Source organism: Lentzea chajnantorensis, from assembly GCF_054300775.1.
In genome coordinates, this window is sequence record NZ_JBSDZT010000002.1 from 7,262,022 (window position 1) to 7,280,772 (window position 18,751).

The window sequence follows — 18,751 nt, forward strand, 5'->3', positions numbered from 1 at the left end:
GGGAGCGGACCGCGCACATCGGATCGGCCGGGATGCCATGATGGCGGGGTGGAGTCCACGCGCATCGACCGCTGGCTGTGGGCGGTCCGGCTGACGAAGACCCGTCCCGACGCCGCCGCCGCGTGCCGTGGCGGGCACGTGCGCATCAACGACAAGCCGGCCAAGCCCTCCACGGTCGTCGTGCCCGGTGACGAGGTGCGGGCCCGCGTGGGCGACCGGACGAAGATCGTCGAGGTCGTGCGGGTGATCCAGAAACGGGTCGGTGCCGCGGATGCCTCGACGTGCTTCATCGACCGCACGCCGCCTCCGCCGAAGGACGTGCCGGTGGTGGCGCAGCGCGAACGCGGTGCCGGGCGGCCGACGAAGCGCGAACGCCGGGTGCTCGACCGCTTCCGGTCACAGGGCTAGGCGCTCCACCGCGTCGGCGAGCTCGGTGAGCGCTGAGCCCAGCGGCAGGTCGACCCGCACGGTGGCGTACCGGTCGCCGCGGGTCTCGCCGCGGTTGATGATCGCGACCGGCAGCCCGGCCTCGGCTGCGCGGCGGACGAACCGCAGGCCCGACATCACGGTCAGCGAGGAACCCAGCACCAGCAACGACTTCGCGCCGGCGACGAGGTCGTAGCACTGCTCGACGCGCGGGCGCGGGACGTTCTCGCCGAAGAACACGACGTCCGGCTTGAGCACACCGCCGCACGCCGGGCAGTCGACGACCGCGAAGCCGCGCACCTGCTCCTCGGGCAGGAACACGTCGCCGTCGGGGTTGATCTCGGTCGTGGTGGCGGCGAAGTCCGGGTTCGCCTCGCGCAGCCGCCGGTCGAGCTCGGCGCGCGGCGACAGCAGGCCGCAGCCCAGGCAGACCACCCGGTCCAGGCCGCCGTGCAGCTCGACGACGTCGCGGGTGCCCGCCGCCTGGTGCAGGCCGTCGACGTTCTGGGTGATCACGCCGGACAGCCGCTCGTCCAGCCGGGTCACGGCGTGGTGGCCCGCGTTGGGGTGGGCGCGGGCGATGGTGCGCCAGCCGACGTGGCTGCGCGCCCAGTAGCGCTGGCGGCCCGCGGCGCTGGTGGTGAACTCCTCGTAGGTCATCGGGGTGTGCCGGCGCAGGGAGCCGCCCTCGCCGCGGTAGTCGGGGATGCCGGACTCGGTCGACAGGCCCGCGCCGCTGAGCACCAGGACCCCGCCGCGTTCGACGAGACCCACGACCTCGGTGAGGTCGGAGGTGCGCGGCAACGGAGGGCCCGAAGGCGACCAGGTCAGCGTGGGCCGTGTCCGCACGTCACCAGCTTACGTGCCACTGGCGGAGCTCGGCCTCCGCTGCGGCCACGTTGCCCGCCGACGGGGCCGTGACCAGTGCGAACTGCCGTCCGGGGCCGCCGGTGAGGAGCAGCTCGTCCCCGTTCACCGCGGCGTTCGCGGAGCTGACCACGAGCGGCGAGCGCAGCGACTCCGGCAGGTGCACCTCCGTCGGTGCGGGGCCGCCGGTCGAGTCCCAGACCAGGACCGCGAACGGCGCCGAGCCGACCAGCGCGCGCACGGCGGGCAACGGGATCTGCTGCCAGGTCTGGTGCACGCGGTCCTCGTAGGTGAACGCGAGCGTGGTGCCCGCGACGGCCTGCGGGTAGACGCGGTCCACGACCGCGCGGTCGACGGTGAACACCGGGGTGCCGGCCGCGTCGAGCCTGATCGCCGAGAAGTGCTCGTCGTTCATGGCGTCGCCCTCGGTCTTGACCTTGTCCGGGTTGTCGTTCATCAGCTCGTGGTGGCGGTCGTAGCCGGTGTCCCAGTGCCACTGGCTGCCCGAGACCACGGTGCCGCGCGGCGCCGACCACCACTGCGCGCCCGCCGCGGTGGAGTCGAGGGCCTGGTACATCGCCTTGAGCACCGAGGCGTTCTTGTCGGAGGTGAAGCCGGCGACCGGGTGCCCGAACTCCGACACGATGGCCGTGGTGCCGAGAGCCTGCGCGCGGGAGCGGATGGTGTTGAACGCCGAAACGTACTGACCGTCCGACGCCTTGCCGGGCATGAGGACGCCGGACTGCGCTTTGCCGTCGTAGAAGTGCGAGTTGAACACGAACCGCTCACCGAGGGCGGGCACGAGCGTGAGACCGCCGGGTTCGGCGAAGAAGTCGACGTTCTGGTTCCAGAACACGAGCGGTTCGACGAACGCCGCCTTGTGCGCCCAGCCCTCGGCGTCCATCTCCGCGCGGAACCGCCGGTAGAACGGCATCAGGAGGTCGCGCTCCCACGTCTGCGAGGTCTGGCCCTGGTCGTACCGGCCGGCGTACGGCTCGTTGAGCGGGTCGACGCCGGCGACGAGCTTGAACTCGGCGGCGGGCAACGCTTCCCGCACGTGTCGCAGCGCCTCGCCCGCGGCTGCGATGAACGAGTCCTGCACGCCGTTGCGGTTGTGCCAGAAGTCGTGGGTGGCGGCGGTGACCGCGGTGTTGTTCTTCATGTTCTGCCCCCAGTGGAAGCAGAGGCCGCACGACTCCTGCGGGTACCCGCTCGCGGCCCACGCCGGTGCGCCGTCGCCGGTGTACCAGCTGCCGGGGTTGAACAGGTACCGCGAGTACAGGTCCTGGTGGAAGTCGAGGTAGACCCGGAGGCCCTGGCCGGTGAACGCGCGCAGCTGCTCGGTCATCCGCTGCAGGTAGCCGTGGTCGATCCGGCCGCGCTGCGGTTCGACCCACGCCCAGGTGAGCAGGAACCGCACGGCGTTCGCCCCGGTCAGCCGCTTCATCAGCTCGGCGGACCGGCGCGCGTCCGCGGTGGTGGCGAACGGCAGGCCGCGGTGCTCGGCGAGCTTGGCCGTGCCGGAGACGTTGAAGCCGCGCAACACCACCTCGCGGCCGTGCTCGTCGCGCAGGACCCCGCCGGAGACGCGCAGCTCGGTGCCGTCGAACGACTCCGCGCGCACGGGCGTGACCAGGGAGGAGAACAGGAACAGCACAGCCAGGAGAACCGATCGCCGCATCGCCGCCGCCTTTGCCGAACATGAACGAGGTTCATGTTGGACCGTAGCGGATGCGGTCGGACCGGACCAGCGGCCGATCAGCCCTCTGAGCAGCACTCTGAGCAGCGGGGTGGCGCGGAACGAACGGCTCCGCGCCACCCCGGCTGCACCGAAACGTCGCCGATCAGCTGAACGCGTCCGCGACCAGCCCCGCCACCTGGGCCACCAGCGGCTCGTCCGCCCCGGCCTTCGGGTCCTCCGGCTTGGTGACCAGCACGGCGATCACGATCGGCGCGCGGCCGGGCGGCCAGGCGATGCCGACGTCGTTGGTGGTGCCGTAGCTGCCGGTGCCGGTCTTGTCGCCGAGCCGCCACTCACCGGGCAGGCCGGCCCGGATGCGGTTGGCGCCGGTGGTGTTGGCGAGCAGCCAGTCGGTCAGCTGGCGGGCGTCCGGCCGTTCGAGCGCGTGGCCGACGGTCAGGCGGGCGTAGGACTGGCCGATCGCCCGCGGCGAGGTCGTGTCGAGCTCCTGCCACGGTTCGGCGGAGTTGCAGCTCGGGCTCCCAGCGGTCCAGGCGCGTGACCGGGTCGCCGATCGAACGGCAGAACCGGGTGACGGCGCTCGGGCCGCCCAGCTCGCGCAGCAGGAGGTTGGCCGCGGCGTTGTCGCTGTAGGTGATGGTGGCCTCGCACAGGGCCCTGACGGTCATGCCGTTCGCGAGGTTCTCCGGCTTGCCGGTGATGGGCCCGTAGCCGGACTTCTCGACCTCCGCGGAGGTGTAGCGGACGACCTTCCCGAGCAGCGCGCCGTCCTGGTCGCGCCGCAGCACCGCCCCCGCGACGAGCGTCTTGAACACCGAGCAGATCGGGAAGCGCTCGTTCGACCGGTGCAGGACCGTCCTGCCGGTTCCCGTGTCGCTCGCGAAGACGCCCAGCCGGGCACCGTGCTGCCGTTCCAGGTCCCGCAGCCGGCCGGTGATCGGTGAGGCCTGCGCCTGCGCGGGCACCGCGACGGCCAGTGCGGCCCCCGCCCCCAACGCCAGCGCTACCCGACGGTTGACTCCCAACGCATTGTCCCCTTTCCACGTAACCCCTCGCCCACCAGGACGCGCTGGAGATCAACTGGTTGCCCGGCGGTCAGCAGACGCGCCGCCAGCAGGCCAGGAACGTGAGCGCCGCCGCGACCGACCCGGCCGACGCGAGCGACCCCGCGCCCAGGTAGATCACCCACTCGTCCGCGCCGAGCCCCTCCCTGGCCAGCGGTACCGCCCACAGGAACACGCCGAGCACGAGCGACACCAGGCCGCCCAGCGCCCAGAACACGACCAGCACCACGCGTGGTTTCTTGCTGGGCCCCTCGTACCGTTCGAGCGCTCCCCTTCTGGCGAGCCACCAGGACGCCAGCGCCGCGACCGCCAGCGCGATGGCGTCCGCGGCCAGCGTGTCGCTGAGCCGGTGCCACTTCGCGACCAGCGTGTACTGCCCGATGCCGACCGCCCACGGCAGGACGAAGAACAGCATCACGCCCCGCCACCGGTACGGCACCACGATCACCGCCGCGAACAGCACCGTCATGGCGATCGTCGTGTGCCCGCTGGGCAGGCTGTTGTGCGCGTAGTCGCCGGTGACCTGCACCAGCGCCGGCCGCGGCAGCACGAACCGCTTGAGCACCTGCACCACGGCCTGCCCGGCGACGATCACCCCGACGGCGGCGACGGCCAGGTCCCAGCGCTTGCGCAGGACCCCGACGAGCGCCACGGCCACGACGGCCGCCGCGAGCGAGTAGACGGTGATGTCCCCCAGCGCCTGCCAGGCGGCGTCCGTTTCGGACACGTCGTCCTGGTCGGCGCCGCGCAGGGCGGCGTTCTCGATGGTCTGACCGGCTCTGGTCAGCACGGCGAGCACGTAGACGACCGCCGCCACCACGAAACCTGAGACCGCCACCACCGGCCAGCGTCGAGAGTTCACGCGCAGGAGTCTGCTGCTGTTCTGATCAACTCGCCTGTCGAAGATCGGCGATGCGGTCGAGCACGGCCGTGACGGCGAGCATCACGCCGTAGTCGAACTCGGCGCGCCGGTCGAACCGCGCGAGCTGCGGGGCGAGCGCCGCCACGGCGGGCAGACCGGAGCCGGCGAGCACCTCCGCGCGGGAGCCGTCCGGGTCGCCGAACGCCGGGGCCGCTGCCACCTCGCGCAGCAGGGTGCCGACCAGCGTCGCGAGCAGCATCCGCAGCAGGTGGACGGCCTCCGCGGCCGGTGCGCCTGCGTCGAGCAGCACGGTCAGCACCGCGTCCACCGGGGCGAGGCCCTCCAGCGAGCCGAGCTGGCGGGTCAGCACGAGGGGCGCGGCCTGCGGGTGCTCCAGGGCCCGCGTGCGGAAGCTGTCGGCGATGGCGTGCAGGTCGTGGCGGGGGTCGCCGGTGCGTGCGGGCAGTGCGAGACCGGCCAGCAGGTGCTCGGCGACCGCGTCGAGGAGGTCGTCCTTGCCGGCCACGTGGTTGTAGAGGCTCTTCGGGTCGACCCCGAGGACGCGCGCGACCGACCGCATGCCCACGGCCGCCGTCCCCTCCGCGTCCAGGACCTGCAACGTCGCCGCCACGACCGCCGCGCGCGACAGCACGGCGGCGCCCTTGGGCGGCCTGCCCCGACGGGTCATGCCCACCACCCCTTGCTCGAACCCACGCCGTGGACCTACTTTAACCCACACCGTGGGTAAATGGAGGAGAGACATGCGATCGCGGTTCGACATGCCCGGTGAAGAGGTCCTGAAGGCGCGCGAGAAGCTCGTGCTCGACCACTTCCACGACGAGGTGGTGCACGACTGGGACGCGACCCTCTCGACGTTCCCGCACCCGCACTACGAGCTCATCGCGCAGATGGTCGTGCACGACGGCGACGAGGACGTGCGGCGGTACTACGCCGACACGCGCACGGCGTTCCCCGACCAGGACCACGAGCTGATCGCGTTGCGGCACAGCCACGACGCGGTGATCGTCGAGTTCTGGCTGCTGGGCACGCACCTCGGGCCGCTGGGCAAGATCCCGCCGACGGGCGGGAGGCACCGCACGCGCATGACGGCGTACTTCGTGTTCGACGAGGACGAGAACCTGGTCACCGAACGCGTCTACTTCGACCAGCTGACCGTCCTCAAACAGGTGATCAGCGGCATCGACCGGCGCTCACCGCGCGGGCTCGCGAAGCTGCTCAAGGTGGTAAGGGGCATGCTCGCGATGTCCGGCGGCAAACCCGACCCGCGCCTCACCGCCACCACCCCACCCGCACTCTGACCACCTGCTTCTGCCGGCATCTGCAAGTACCGAGCCTTTTCCACCTTGTTTCCGCTGGTGGTGAAGTGTGACGGGCGAGGCTGCCGCACGCGGGCTCGAGTCGGTGGTGGTGGGTCGTGGCGATCGGGAGCCATCGTTTCCGTGGCGTTCACGACCTTGATGGTCGCGCTCTCACGGGCGACCGCCGGCCGGTTGGCGGTAGTTAGGGTGATCTGACGACGTTGTCATCCTCCTGTAACTACAACCAACTCAGTGCGGTGGCAGCGTGAGAACGTTTCCGCACGCAGACGACGCGCAGCGCTTTCGCGACAGCGCCCCGACCCGCTAAAACAGGTTGGAAAAGGCTCACTACCAACAGCGCCTCCGCCCTCTGCGGTGCCCAGGCCAGGTTCGGTCAGCGGCGAACAGGTTGGTGGTAGTCAGCGGCGATTTGATCATGAGTTGGTGGTACTTGCAGATGCCTGGGCAAACAGGGGTGGAGGCTAGAGGCGGATCAGTTTGCGTTCCACGGCGGTCGTCACGGCCGCCGTGCGCGTCTCCACGCCGAGCTTGTCGAAGATCCGCACCAGGTGGGTCTTCACGGTGGCCTCGCTGATGAACAACGCCCTGGCGATCTCCCGGTTCGACAGGCCCTTGGCCAGGTGCTCCAGGATCTGCACCTCACGGCGGCTGAGCTTCGGCGCCGGACGGCGGACCTGGCTCAGCAGCCGTTGCGCGATGTCGGGCGACAGCACGGTCTGGCCGCTCGCCGCGGTGCGCACGGCGGCGGCGAGGTCCTCTGGCGCGCAGTCCTTGAGCAGGTAGCCGATCGCGCCGGCCTCAACAGCGCGCACGATGTCGGCGTCCGAGTCGTAGGTCGTGAGCACCACGACCTGCGGCGGCGACGGCAGCGCGCGAATCCTCGTGGTGGCCTCGACACCGTCGATGCCCTTGCCCAGCTGGAGGTCCATCAGCACGACCTCCACAGTGGACGCGAGCTCGACGGCACGTTCACCGGTCGGTGCCTCCACCACCTCGAAGTCGCGCGACAGCAGTCCGACCAGTCCGAACCGGACCACCGGGTGGTCGTCGACCACCAGCACCCTCACGGCGTCGGCACCGTCACGGCCACGGCGGTTCCCTCCCCCGGCGCGCTCTCCACGGACACCGTGCCACCCAGCTCGGTGATGCGCCCGCGGATCGAGGCCAGGCCGTAGCCGCGGCCCTCCACCGGCACGACCGCGGCCGGGTCGAACCCGCGGCCGTCGTCCACCACGTCCAGCGTCACCGCGTCCCCCAGGTACGACAGCGTGATCGCCACCCGCGCGGCACGGGCGTGCTCGGCGGCGTTGGCCACGGCACCCTGCGCGACCCGCAGCAGCGCCACCTCGGTCTGCACGCTCAACGGGTACGGCTCACCGTCGACCTCGACGTGCGGGCACAGCCGGTGCAGCGCGTCGACCAGCGTGCCGCGGATCGGCGCGAGGTCGCGGACGAACCGGCGCGCCTCGGCGAGGCTGTCCCTGGCGACGGTGGCCGCGCGGTCGTGCTCTCCCAGCTCCAGCAGCAGGGTGATGCTGGAGAACCCCTGCGCCAGCGTGTCGTGGATCTCGCGGGCGACCCGCTGGCGTTCCTGCAGCGCCCCCGCCTCGCGCAGCAGCCGCGCCCGGTCGAAGAACACCGCCGCCGTCAGCACCGCCACCCCGATCGGCCCGAGCACGAGGCTGAGGTCGAACGCCGCCGCCAGCCGGATCTGCGCCAGCACCACCGCGCACGTCAGCACGCCCGCGATCGGCAGCGCGACCCGCGGCCGCAGCTGCCGCAGGCACTGGAAGAACAGCGGGATCGCGCACCACCCGAAGCTCGGCGCGACCCACACGAGCACCAGCCACACCGCGAGCACGACCGGCAACGCCCGCGTCCACCGCACCCCCGCCGGGTACGCGAGCCCCAGCGCCGCGGTCAGGCCGAGCACCAGCACGCCGGCGCCGTGGTACGTCGCGTACCGCGCCGCCGACGCCGTCAACAGCACGTAGAAGCCCGCGTGCATCGCCCGGTGCAGCCACACGTCGGCGACTGTAGGCGAGCGGTGCCGGTGCGCGGGTCAACCGATGGGTTGAACGCCGGTTCAACCGTCACCACCAGGTTCCCGCTGCTCCCGTTCGCGATCGTGGAGCACATGGACATCAAGAAGATCGCAGTCGCCACCCTCGTCGTGCTGACCGTCGGCGGCGGCTACGCGGCCGCCGACCAGCGCACCACGACCCGCACCGAGAAGGTGCTGACCATCGACGCCGCCGTCCGCGCCGCCCAGGCCACCCTCGACGCGGCCGAGAAGGAGAACCAGCGGGTCACGGTCGCCGTCGTCGACCGCGGCGGCGACCTGGTCGTGCTGCTCGCGGGCGACGGTGCCGGCCCGCAGACCGAGGAGTCAGCGCGGCGCAAGGCGTTCACCGCGGTGTCGTTCGGCGCGCCGACCTCGGAGCTCGCCGGTCGCGTGACCGGGCAGGGCGCGACGCTGCGGGACATCCCGGGGACGCTGTTCCTGGGCGGCGGGGTGCCGGTGGCCGTGGACGGCACGCCGGTCGCGGGCATCGGGGTCGGCGGGGCGCCCAGCGGTGACCTGGACGAGAAGTTCGCACGGGCGGGACTTGCGACGCTGCGCTGACAGGGGGCGTCAGGGGTGCTGGCGGGGCCGCCAGTCCCGGCGCGTGCCGTGCCGAGCGGCCCGGTCAGTCCTGGTGTTCCCGTGCGTGGCGGGCCACGTGCCGCCCCGGTTCCGGCCGCTTCGCCATCAGCAGCACCACGACGGCGGTGATGAGCCCGAGCGTGGCCAGCACGGCGGCCACGGCGCGGGCACCGGGGTGGTCGAGGACCAGCGTGCAGATCGTCAGCGCCAGCACCACGGCGGCGATCGGGCCGATGACGGCGATGTGGCCGGCGGGCTCGGTGCGGTCCTCGCGCTGGTCCAGCGGGGCGAGCGGCGGGAGCTGGGCGACGGGCTCGAAGGGCGCCATCGTCTCGACCGTCTCGAAGTGCCCGCGGGAGGGCAGGTGAGGAGGCGTCACGTACGCACCTTTGGTCGGGGGCCGAAAACCATCGTGCCCGACGCGGGCACGCCGGGGCAAACCTCGCACCGGCACCCGGCGCCGTGGTCCCATGTGCGGCGGAACGACAGGAGGTCGACATGTGCCGGTGGCTCGCCTACTCCGGTTCACCGGTGTTGCTGGAGGACATCCTCTACCGGCCGGAGAACTCGCTCGTCATGCAGAGCAAGCACGCCCGGCTCGGCGCGACGGCGGTGAACGGCGACGGGTTCGGCATCGGCTGGTACGGCGCGGTCACCGGCACGCCGGGGCTGTTCCTCAGCACCGAGCCGGCGTGGAACGACCGCAACCTGCGCGAGCTGGCGGCGCAGATCACCGCGGACCGGGTGTTCGCGCACGTCCGGGCGTCGACGGGGGCCGCGGTGCAGCGCACGAACTGTCACCCGTTCCGGTACAAGAACTGGCTGTGGATGCACAACGGGCTCATCGCGAAGTTCCCGCTGGTGCGCCGCGAGCTCGCGCTGGCCGTGACGCCGGAGCTGTACCCGCTGATCGAGGGGTCGACGGACTCGGAGGTCATGTTCTACCTGGCCGTCGGGTTCGGCCTGGAGCAGGACCCGACGGGCGCGGTGGCGCGGATGGTGGCGTTCGTCGAGGACGTCGGCCACCGCAACGGGGTCGAGTTCCCGGTCCAGATGACGGTCGCGACCACGGACGGCACGACCACGTGGGCGTTCCGCTACTCCAGCCGCGGCAGGTCGCGCAGCCTCTTCCACAGCGCGGACCTGTCGACGTTGCGCGACCAGTACCCGGACAACCCGGCGTTGCACGACCTCGCGGACGGGTCGCGGCTGATCGTGTCCGAACCGCTGGGCGACCTGCGCGGGGCGTGGCTGGAGGTGCCGGAGTCGACGTGCGTCGTCGTCCGGGCCGGGGTGGAGGAGTTCTTCCCGTTCCGGCCGGAGGCCTCGGCGCTGGTGCCGCGCGGCTGAGCCGGAGCAGGACCGCGCCGAGACCGTCAGTCACGCGACAACGGCTGCGCGCACAGACGTCCTGCCGTCCCACCACCGCCGGCCCAGCGGTGAGCGCACGTGTCACCGCCGGGCCCGCCGGTCACCCGATCAGAAATCCCTGTTCCTCGATCGCACGGTCATACGACCACCGTTCCTCCTGTTCTCGAACGAACGATCAGCAGCGCTGCACGGTCGCGAGCGCCGCCGCCGCACCGAGTGCCCTGAGCACCGCCGCGAGGTGCGGTGCTTCTTCACTTCCCCGTCGCACGGCCGCGAACACGTGCCGGGTGGGTTGTTCCGCGTCGAGCACCCTGATCACCACGTCCTCGGGCGGTGCAGCGGTGATCAGCCGGGGCACCAGAGCGAGGCCCAGCCCGAGTCCCACCGCACCCAGCGTCGTGTCCCAGTCGGCGATCTCGTGCACGATCTCCGGCGTGAACCCGGCGGTGACGCACGCGGCGAACGAGATGTCGCGGCACGTGCCGGGGGTGGGGAAGATCCACGCCTCGCCGGACAGGTCCGCCAGCCGCACCACCGGCGCGTCCGCCAGCGGGTGGCCCACCGGCAGCGCCACGTCGAACCGCTCGGCGAACAGCGCGAGCCGGTGGAACCGCCGGTCGGTCGCCGCCGGGCTCTCCTTGGACTCCACGCTCAGCACGACGTCGACGTCCCCGCGCACCAGCTGGTCGAACGAGTGCGGCGGATCGGACTCCACCAGCCGCACCACCACCCCGGGCAGGGTGTCGCGCAGCTCGCGCACCGCGGGCAGCACGAGCCCGGACAACGTGGCCGCGAACCCCGCGACCCGCACCTCGGCCACCGAGCCCTCCGAGTAGGCCGCGAGGTCGGCCTGCACCCGTTCCAGCTCGGCGAAGATCTCGTTGGCGCGCCTGAGCAGCACGCGGGCGGCGTCGGTGAGGCGCACCCGGCGGCCCGCGGGCTCGACCAGCCGGACCCCCGCCTCCTTCGACAGCGACACGAGCTGCTGGGACACGGCCGACGGCGTGAGGTGCAACGCCTGGGCCACCGCGGCGACGGTGCCCCGCTCGTCGAGTTCGCGCAGCATCCGCAGCTTGCGGACGTCCAGGTCTGCCATCACGCGGCCAGCGCGCCGGCTAGCTGGGCCCTGCGGTGGATCCCGAGCTTGCGGTAGATGCTCGTGATGTGCAGCTCCACCGCGCGGACCGACACCCGGAACCTGGAAGCGATCTCACGGTTGGTCCGGCCGTCCACGATGAGCGTGGCGATGCGCTGCTCGTGCGCTGTCAGCGCGCGGCTCCCCATCGAGGATCCGGATGGGCGGGAAGCCATAGGAATTCCCGATTGCTGCGGCTCCGCCTCCTTTCCGGACGGACCGGGAAGGCCGTCGAGGAACCCGCGCCATTCACGAATCCTGATACCGCGCAACAACTTTCCGCGAACGTACGGATCGGCGGCCACCAAACGGCGGACAGTGACGTCGTCCTCGGCCTCGCACAGCAGCAACCCACCGGACTCGTCGGCGTACGGGCCGCCCCCCAGCAGGACCCCGCGCCCCGCCAGCTCTTCCCAGTACCGCCGGTGAGCGGGCCGAACGCCGGCTAACCGCTCGTGTTCCGGCCCGAACACCATCTCGACGACAAAGCGCGCCATGCCGATCCCCCCTGCCGAAGCGTTGACCGCACCAGTGAGTACGTCAGTACAAACTTGAACGCAAGACCTAGTTTGAGTGTAGGTGCCCCGGTTCCATCCTGCGAGACCGAGCTTCACCGCATTGCCCGAGTACACCGGCAATTGCGTACTTTCACTACCAGGAGGCGCGACGCAGCGGCTAAACTTGACTCCGGGTACATAGTTGTACTGGGAACCACTTTGAACCCAACTCGGGGGAAACTTGACACGCCGCAACGCCTCCAGCACCTCGGGAACCACTACCGGACCCGGTGCTCGGACCGGATCGGCGGGTGCCCCTGCACGGGACCGCGCGGTCGCCGTCGCCGGGATGGCCTGCCGCTTACCCGGCGCCGGGTCGGTCGGTGCCTTCTGGGACCTGCTGCTCGGCAACACCGACGCGATCACCGAGATCCCGCGCGACCGGTTCGACGTCGACGACCACTACTCACCGGAACCCGCTCCGGGTAGGACGATCTCGCGCCACGGCGGGTTCCTCGCAGATGTCCGCGGTTTCGACGCGGAGTTCTTCGGCATCTCCCCGCGCGAGGCCCGCGCCATGGACCCGCAGCAACGCCTGCTGCTGGAGGTCGCCTGGGAGGCCCTGGAGGACGCCGGAATCCGGCCGTCCGGGCTCGCCGGGCGCCGGGTCGGCGTCTTCGTCGGGCAGGCGACCGCCGAGTACGGCAAGGCCAGCCGCAGTGCCGGCAACCACGACGTGCGCCACGCGGCCGGCGGTGAGCTGCGCGCGGTGACGTCCGGCCGGCTGTCCTACGCGCTGGACCTGCGCGGGCCGTCGATCACGGTCGACACGGCCTGCTCGTCCTCGCTGGTGGCCGTGCACAACGCCCGGCAGGCGCTGCTCGCGGGCGAGTGCGACCTCGCGGTCGCGGCCGGGGTCAACGTGATCCTGCTGCCCGACGACGCGATCGCCTACTCGCAGGCCGCGATGCTCGCACCCGACGGCCGGTGCAAGTTCGGGTCGGTGAACGCGAACGGCTTCGTGCGCAGCGAGGGCGTCGGCGCGGTCGTGCTGGAACGCCACGCCGACGCCGTCGAGCACGGCGACCGGGTGCGTGCCCTGCTGCTCGGGAGCGCGATCAGCAACGACGGCAGGGGCAGCGGCCTGCTGCTGCAACCGGCGGTGCGCGGTCAGGTCGAGATGCTCCAGGCGGCGTACCGCGACGCCGGCCTCGATCCGTCCACTGTGGACTACATCGAGGCGCACGGCACCGGCACGAGCGTCGGCGACCGGGTCGAGCTGACGGCGCTGGCCGAGGTCGCGGGCACCGGCAGGGAGCACCCGCTGCTGCTGGGGTCGGTGAAGAGCAACATCGGCCACACCGAGGCCACCGCGGGCATCGCCGGGCTGATCAAGGCCGTGCTGGTCGCCGAGCACCGGACCGTGCCCGCCTCGCTGCACGCGCAGGTGCAGGCCGAGCAGCTCACCGGTGCCCCGATGCGGGTCGTCACCCGCAACCAGCCGCTGACCGCCGAGCACCCGGTGGTCGGCGTCAGCTCCTTCGGCATCTCCGGCACCAACGTGCACGCGGTGCTGACCTCGCCACCGCCGGGGGAGCCCGCGGCGGAACCCGACGGCCGTCCCCGCGTGCTCACGCTGTCCGCGAAGAGCGGGGCCGCGTTGCGCGAGTCCGCGCAGGCGCACCTGGCGCACCTGCGGGAGACCGACGCGGTGCGGGACGTCTGCCACACCGCGTCCGTGCGGCGCGACCACCACGAGCACCGGCTCGCGGTCTCCGGCGTGAGCACCGCCGAGCTGCTGGCCGGGCTGCGGGCGTTCCTCGCGGGCGCCGAGGCGAAGGGCGCGGTGGCGGGCCGGGCGGCCGACCGGCCGAAGGTCGTGTTCCTGTTCCCCGGCCAGGGGTCGCAGTGGCGCGGCATGGGCCGGGAGCTGCACGCGGTCTCCCCCGCGTTCCGGGAGGCGCTGCTGGAGTGCGACGCGGCCGTGCGCGAGGAGGCCGGCTGGTCGGTCGTGGACGTGCTGCTCGGCGACGCGCCGTGGCCGGAGGCGCTGTCGGTGCTGCAACCCGTGCTGTGGGCGGTGCAGGTGGCGCTGGCAGCGCACTGGCGGTCGTGGGGCGTCGAACCGGACGTCGTGGTGGGGCACAGCATGGGCGAGGTGGCCGCGGCCCAGGTGTCCGGCGCGCTCACGGTGCGCGCCGCGGCGGCGGTGATCTGCCGGCGCAGCGCGGCGATGCAGGAGACCGCGGGCAGCGGCGCGATGCTGTGGGCCGAGCTGTCAGCCGAACGCGCGGAGGGCCTGGTCGACCGGTACCGCGGCGAGGTGTGCGTGGCGGCGGACAACTCGCCCGGCACGTGCGTGCTGGCCGGGCCCGCGGAGTTGATGGCGGGTGTGGCGGAGGACCTGGACGCGTTCGGCATCGCCTGCCGGCCGGTGCGCGACGTCGACGTGGCGTCGCATTCGCCGTTGATGGACAAGGTCGCGACGGCGCTGCGCGAGCAGCTGGAGGACCTGCGCCCGAACGCACCGCAGGTCGACTTCCGGTCCACCGTGGAGCACGGCAGGCGCGAGCTCGACGCCGCGTACTGGGCGGACAACGTGCGGCGCACGGTGCGGCTCAACGACACCGTGCGCCGGGTGCTCGCCGACGCCCGCACCGCCGTGGTGCTGGAGGTCAGCCCGCACCCGGTGCTGCTGACCGCCGTCGCGGAGATCGGGGAGGCGGCGGGCTGGACCGGCACGGGCGTGCCGACGCTGCTGCGCGACGAGCCCGAGCTGCGCGCGGTCACGGCGGCGCTGGGCGCGCTGCACGTCGCGGGCGTGCCGGTCGACTGGGCGAGCCGCCAGGGCGACGGCCGGTGCGTGCCGCTGCCCGCCTACCCGTGGCAGCACCAGGACTACTGGTTCGAGTCGTTCACCGCCGACACCGAGGTCGTCCGCGAGGTCGACGTGGCCTCCCTCGGCGTGGCGGAGGCGTTGCGGGGCCTGCGGTTCCGCGGTCTCACACCGCTGCCGGCGGCCGTGCTGTTCGAGGCCGTGCTGTCGGTCGTGCGCGGCACCGGCACCACGCACACGTTGCGCAACATCCGCTTCCACGAGCTGTGCACGGTCGATCCCGACGCGCTGCCGTCCCTGACGGTCACGGTGCGGCCGGAACGCGGTGGCGTGCGGGCGTTCACCGTGCACACCGACGAGGGCGTGCGGTGCGTGAGCGGTGAGGTGGAACGCGGGGGCGCGGTCGCCTCGTCCGGGCTGGACTGGGCGCTGGCGCGGTGCCGGGAGTACGTGCGCGACAGCGACTTCCGCGACCTCGCCGCCCGGCAGGGGTACGAGTTCGAGGGGCCGTTCCGCACGCTGCGGCAGGCGTGGCGCGGGCAGGACGCGGCGGTCGCCAGGTTCACGCCGGGAACGGCGGCGGGGCCGGTGGTGCTGGAGACCGGCATGCAGGCCGTGCTGCTGGCACTGGGCACCGCGGTCGTGCCGCTGGGCGTCGAACGGGTGCGGGTCACCGGCCGGGCGAGCGGCGAGTTCTGGGCGGTCGCCCGCAAGCGGCGCGGCAAGCCGGTCGTCGACGTGCGGTTGTTCGACGCCGAGCACGAGTGCTTCGCCGAGCTGAGCGGCGTCACCGTGCGCACCGGCACCGCCGGGCCGTTCGCGGGGCTGGTGAACGGTGTGGCGGGCCTGCTGCGCACGGCCCGCACCCGGCGGCCGCGACCCGAGCCGGCCCGGGAACCGGTCCCGGTCGCCGCCACCGTCCCCGCCGTCCCGGCCGTCCCCGCCGTCCCCGCCGTCGCGGACGAACCGGCCGGGCAGACGGTGGACGCGGTGCTGGAGCACGTGGCGGCGGTGCTGGGCACGACACCGGACCGGGTGGACACCCGGCGGGCGTTGCGCGACCTGGGCCTCGACTCCCTGATGGCCGCGCAGCTCGCCGCACGCCTGAAGAAGGCGTTCGGGCGGACCGTGCCCGCCGCCCTGCTGCTGGGGCCGGAGGAGGTGGGCGCGCTCGCCGACCGCCTGCTGGCTAGCGGTCCGGCCTGACCAGCACGCCGTGCATCAGCACCCGCAGGGTCGTGACGAGCTCGTTCGCCAGCGTCGTCGGCTGCTTGCCGCGGCCGACGTACCGGTAGAGCGTGCCCAGGTAGACGTCCCGCAGCATGTTGCCGACGAGGATCGGGTCGACGTGGTCCCCCACGTCACCCGCGTCCTTGCCGGCGCTGACGATCTCGGCGAACAACGGCGTCGCGTACGGCTCCTCGAAGATGGGGTGGCCGCACCGCACCCAGGCCGCGAGCATGACCTGCGTGGTGCGCCACTCCAGCTTGTTGATCCGCGCGAGCGCGCGCATGCAGTTCTCCAGCGAGGACAGCACGTCGTTGCCGCCGCCCGCGATGGCACCGAGCTCCGCCCGCAGCGTCTCCCTGCGCCGCGTGCCCCACGCGGCGATGACCTCCTCCTTCTTCTCGAAGTAGTTGAAGAAGGTGCCCCGCGCGACATCGGCCCGTTCGGTGATGTCCTCGATCGAGGTCTCGTCGTAGCCCTGCTCGGTGAACAGGTCGAGCGCCGCCGTGTACAGCCGCTCGTACATGGCCCGCTTGTGCCGCTCACGCCTCCCGACGGCCTGAGTCGGCTCCGCGGGCTCGGCCACGCGTCGCGTCCCCGCCATACGTGAACCCCCGTCTAAGTGTGTACCGCAGTACAGGCTAGCGGTACGCCGCGCCCGGAAGTACCGCCCGATGGTGCGATCACACTCTGCTACGAATGCGTGCTCCAGTGGTGGATGCCGGTACCGCGAGTGTCGCAATGCCGCCCAACGTACGCACCGCCAGGAGTGTGTTGCCACCACGTCCGGCGCCTTTCCCGGTCACCTGTGCTCGGCGACCAGGTGAACGCAGAAGATCACGCGCACCGCCGTGAGCGCCAGGGGCGGTGTCCCGCCAGGGCCGTCGCGCCTCTCGCGGTGGAACGGGTCTCGGGGTCGTCCACCGGTTCCGTGCTCGCTGGAACGAGCCTCTTCGTCCTCTTCACACTTTTCGCCGTCGAGGTGGCCGTGCCCGGACCGGGCGAGAGCCCCCGCTCCCGCCCGGTGGCGATCACTCCACCAGCTTGCCCGCCGTGTCGACCTCGCGCATCAGCGCCGCGATCTCCTCGGGCACCGGCGGGATCTCCTCCCGCTCCACCCGTCCCGGCCCCGACCACACCAGGTTGACCTGCAACGCGGGGTCGAGCTCCGGGTGGTCGGACCGGTTGTGGCAGCCGCGGGTCTCCCGGCGTTCCAGCGCGCACTCCAGGGTCGCGCGGGCCGCCAGCGCCGAGGCCTTGAGGTCGAACGCGTGCGCCAGGTCCTGGTGGCCGGCGAGGTCCGGGTGCACGCCGACCTGCTCGATGCGCGCCTCCAGCTCGTCGAGCTCCGCCAACCCCTTGCGCAGCCCGGCTTCGTCGCGCACCACGCCCGCGTGCTCGGTCATCGTGTTGCGCAGCGACCGTTGCAACGCGCGGACGTTCTCCGGGCCGTCGGCGGCCAGCAGCGCGTCCACCTCGGCCCGTGCCTCGGCCAGTGCGGCGTGCGAACGGTGTTGTGCCGTCAGGGAAGCCGAGTACTCGGCGGCGGCCTCGCCGACGATCCGGCCGTAGACCAGCAGCTCGATGAGCGAGTTGCCACCCAGCCGGTTCGCGCCGTGCAGACCGCTCGACGCCTCACCGATGGCGAACAGGCCGTCCACACCGGTCGAGTGGTCCGACGGCGACACCCACACCCCGCCCATGGAGTAGTGGGCGGTCGGCGCGATCTCGACCGGTTCGCGGGTGATGTCCTTCATCTGCAGCTCCAGCAACGTCTGGTAGACGCGCGGGAGGCGCCGCATGATCTGCTCGCGCGGCAGGTGGGACACGTCGAGCCACACACCGCCGTTCGGGGTGCCGCGGCCCTCCTTGATCTCCGTGTACGCGGCGAGCGCCACCCGGTCGCGGGTGGACAGTTCCCTCCGGGCCGGGTCGTAGCGGTCCATGAACCGCTCGCCCAGCGCGTTCGTGAGGATTCCGCCCTCGCCGCGCGCCGCCTCGGACACCAGCGTGCCGGCCGCGTTCTCCGGTTCCAGCAGGCCGGACGGGTGGAACTGCACGAGCTCGGGGTCGCGGATGCGGCCGCCGGCGAGCACGGCCAGCCGGAACGAGTCGCCGGTGTTCTCGTCACGGCGCGACGACGTGCGCCGCCAGATGCGGGTGTGGCCACCGGCGGCGAGGATCACGACGTCGGCGTGGAAGACGTACCGCGTGCCGTCGGTCAGGTCGAACCCGTAGGCGCCGAAGACCACGTTGTCCCGCACCAGGATGCGGGTGACGTAACACGAGTCGAGGACGGGGACGCCCAGCTGCGCGGCCCGGTTGACGAGCGTGCGCTGGATCTCCAGCCCGGTGTAGTCGCCGGCGAACGACGTGCGCCGGAACGTGTGCGCGCCGAAGAACCGCTGCGAGATGCGCCCGTCGTCCTCGCGCGCGAACGGCATGCCCCAGCGTTCCAGGTCGGCGATGCCGCGCGGGGCCTGTTCGGCGACGACCCGGACGATCTCCGGGTTGGCGAGCAGGTAGCTCTCCTTGACGGTGTCCGCTGCGTGCTGCTGCCAGGTGTCGGCCTCGTCCATCGTGCCGAGCGCCGCGTTGATGCCGCCCGCGGCGAGCGCGGTGTGCGCGTCGGACTTCGGCCGCTTCCCGACGACCGTCACGTCCACGCCGCGTTCGGCGAGCTCGATGGCGGCGCGCAGCCCCGCGCCCCCGGTTCCGATCACCAACACCGATGTGGCGACTTGCTTTTCTGTCATCACGGCCTCCGTTGCCCGTTG

The 18,751-nt window shown here is 72.3% G+C and carries 16 protein-coding genes and 1 pseudogene; 5 read left to right on the forward strand and 12 right to left on the reverse strand.

Annotation, left to right across the window (positions count from 1 at the left end; translation table 11 throughout):
- Window positions 1-48 precede the first annotated feature (48 nt).
- A complete protein-coding gene (locus ACVDFE_RS34845; protein ID WP_458433452.1) occupies window positions 49-408 on the forward strand; it encodes an RNA-binding S4 domain-containing protein in 360 nt (119 codons plus the stop codon).
- Here ACVDFE_RS34845 and ACVDFE_RS34850 read toward each other — a convergent pair.
- The 5 genes and pseudogenes from ACVDFE_RS34850 to ACVDFE_RS34870 form a co-directional block, all read right to left on the reverse strand.
- Complete coding sequence (locus tag ACVDFE_RS34850) at window positions 397-1,275, reverse strand: NAD-dependent protein deacetylase (protein WP_458433453.1); 879 nt, start codon at window positions 1,273-1,275, stop codon at window positions 397-399. The genes ACVDFE_RS34845 and ACVDFE_RS34850 overlap by 12 nt on opposite strands.
- A 1-nt stretch (window position 1,276) precedes the next feature.
- Complete coding sequence (locus tag ACVDFE_RS34855; RefSeq protein WP_458433454.1) at window positions 1,277-2,974, reverse strand: cellulase family glycosylhydrolase; 1,698 nt, start codon at window positions 2,972-2,974, stop codon at window positions 1,277-1,279.
- A gap of 163 nt (window positions 2,975-3,137) precedes the next feature.
- A pseudogene (bla, locus tag ACVDFE_RS34860) lies at window positions 3,138-3,996 on the reverse strand (class A beta-lactamase).
- 94 nt (window positions 3,997-4,090) lie between these two features.
- Window positions 4,091-4,921 (reverse strand): phosphatase PAP2 family protein, encoded by an 831-nt coding sequence (locus tag ACVDFE_RS34865; protein WP_458433455.1) that lies wholly within the window; start codon window positions 4,919-4,921, stop codon window positions 4,091-4,093.
- Between the two features lie 25 nt (window positions 4,922-4,946).
- Window positions 4,947-5,609 carry a TetR/AcrR family transcriptional regulator gene (locus ACVDFE_RS34870; protein ID WP_360402159.1) on the reverse strand — a complete coding sequence of 221 codons (663 nt, stop codon included), beginning with the start codon at window positions 5,607-5,609 and terminating at the stop codon, window positions 4,947-4,949.
- A 73-nt stretch (window positions 5,610-5,682) separates the two neighbouring features.
- On the opposite strand from ACVDFE_RS34870, the gene ACVDFE_RS34875 reads away from it, so the two are divergent.
- The gene (locus ACVDFE_RS34875) at window positions 5,683-6,240 is read left to right on the forward strand and encodes an ester cyclase (RefSeq protein ID WP_458433456.1); all 558 of its coding nucleotides are present in this window, start codon (window positions 5,683-5,685) and stop codon (window positions 6,238-6,240) included.
- 482 nt (window positions 6,241-6,722) lie between these two features.
- Here ACVDFE_RS34875 and ACVDFE_RS34880 read toward each other — a convergent pair whose 3' ends face one another.
- Both ACVDFE_RS34880 and ACVDFE_RS34885 read right to left on the reverse strand, forming a co-directional pair.
- Complete coding sequence (locus ACVDFE_RS34880) at window positions 6,723-7,328, reverse strand: response regulator (protein ID WP_458433457.1); 606 nt, start codon at window positions 7,326-7,328, stop codon at window positions 6,723-6,725.
- Window positions 7,325-8,287 (reverse strand): sensor histidine kinase, encoded by a 963-nt coding sequence (locus ACVDFE_RS34885; RefSeq protein WP_360402168.1) that lies wholly within the window; start codon window positions 8,285-8,287, stop codon window positions 7,325-7,327. Before ACVDFE_RS34885 ends, ACVDFE_RS34880 begins: the two co-directional genes overlap by 4 nt.
- Window positions 8,288-8,335: 48 nt before the next feature.
- Here ACVDFE_RS34885 and ACVDFE_RS34890 point away from each other — a divergent pair, with 48 nt between their 5' ends.
- On the forward strand, window positions 8,336-8,887 hold the full coding sequence (locus ACVDFE_RS34890) for a GlcG/HbpS family heme-binding protein (protein WP_458433458.1): 552 nt from the start codon (window positions 8,336-8,338) through the stop codon (window positions 8,885-8,887).
- 64 nt (window positions 8,888-8,951) lie between these two features.
- Here ACVDFE_RS34890 and ACVDFE_RS34895 read toward each other — a convergent pair whose 3' ends face one another.
- Window positions 8,952-9,287, reverse strand: coding sequence for a hypothetical protein (locus ACVDFE_RS34895; RefSeq protein ID WP_360401780.1), 336 nt, complete (start codon window positions 9,285-9,287; stop codon window positions 8,952-8,954).
- Between the two features lie 119 nt (window positions 9,288-9,406).
- On the opposite strand from ACVDFE_RS34895, the gene ACVDFE_RS34900 reads away from it, so the two are divergent.
- Complete coding sequence (locus ACVDFE_RS34900) at window positions 9,407-10,258, forward strand: class II glutamine amidotransferase (protein WP_360401777.1); 852 nt, start codon at window positions 9,407-9,409, stop codon at window positions 10,256-10,258.
- A 196-nt stretch (window positions 10,259-10,454) separates the two neighbouring features.
- Here the strand turns inward: ACVDFE_RS34900 and ACVDFE_RS34905 are convergent, their stop codons facing one another.
- Complete coding sequence (locus tag ACVDFE_RS34905; protein ID WP_360401792.1) at window positions 10,455-11,375, reverse strand: LysR family transcriptional regulator; 921 nt, start codon at window positions 11,373-11,375, stop codon at window positions 10,455-10,457.
- The gene (locus ACVDFE_RS34910) at window positions 11,375-11,911 is read right to left on the reverse strand and encodes a LuxR C-terminal-related transcriptional regulator (RefSeq protein ID WP_360401774.1); all 537 of its coding nucleotides are present in this window, start codon (window positions 11,909-11,911) and stop codon (window positions 11,375-11,377) included. The genes ACVDFE_RS34905 and ACVDFE_RS34910 overlap by 1 nt, the downstream gene beginning before the upstream one ends.
- A 241-nt stretch (window positions 11,912-12,152) precedes the next feature.
- Here ACVDFE_RS34910 and ACVDFE_RS34915 point away from each other — a divergent pair, with 241 nt between their 5' ends.
- Entirely contained in the window at window positions 12,153-15,953 is a 3,801-nt protein-coding gene (locus tag ACVDFE_RS34915) for a type I polyketide synthase (protein ID WP_458433459.1), read from the forward strand.
- Here the strand turns inward: ACVDFE_RS34915 and ACVDFE_RS34920 are convergent.
- Window positions 15,937-16,560, reverse strand: coding sequence for a TetR/AcrR family transcriptional regulator (locus ACVDFE_RS34920; RefSeq protein WP_360401768.1), 624 nt, complete (start codon window positions 16,558-16,560; stop codon window positions 15,937-15,939). The genes ACVDFE_RS34915 and ACVDFE_RS34920 overlap by 17 nt on opposite strands.
- A gap of 445 nt (window positions 16,561-17,005) precedes the next feature.
- Window positions 17,006-18,697 (reverse strand): L-aspartate oxidase, encoded by a 1,692-nt coding sequence (locus ACVDFE_RS34925; protein WP_360401765.1) that lies wholly within the window; start codon window positions 18,695-18,697, stop codon window positions 17,006-17,008.
- Window positions 18,698-18,751 lie beyond the last annotated feature (54 nt).

Excerpts from the sequence above, each read along its gene's own strand:
- ACVDFE_RS34855 (WP_458433454.1), bottom strand. The coding sequence starts at position 2,974 with ATGCGGCGATCGGTTCTCCTGGCTGTGCTGTTCCTGTTCTCCTCCCTG.
- ACVDFE_RS34870 (WP_360402159.1), bottom strand. The coding sequence starts at position 5,609 with ATGACCCGTCGGGGCAGGCCGCCCAAGGGCGCCGCCGTGCTGTCGCGC.
- ACVDFE_RS34875 (WP_458433456.1), top strand. The coding sequence starts at position 5,683 with ATGCGATCGCGGTTCGACATGCCCGGTGAAGAGGTCCTGAAGGCGCGC.
- ACVDFE_RS34900 (WP_360401777.1), top strand. The coding sequence starts at position 9,407 with ATGTGCCGGTGGCTCGCCTACTCCGGTTCACCGGTGTTGCTGGAGGAC.
- ACVDFE_RS34905 (WP_360401792.1), bottom strand. The coding sequence starts at position 11,375 with ATGGCAGACCTGGACGTCCGCAAGCTGCGGATGCTGCGCGAACTCGAC.
- ACVDFE_RS34910 (WP_360401774.1), bottom strand. The coding sequence starts at position 11,911 with ATGGCGCGCTTTGTCGTCGAGATGGTGTTCGGGCCGGAACACGAGCGG.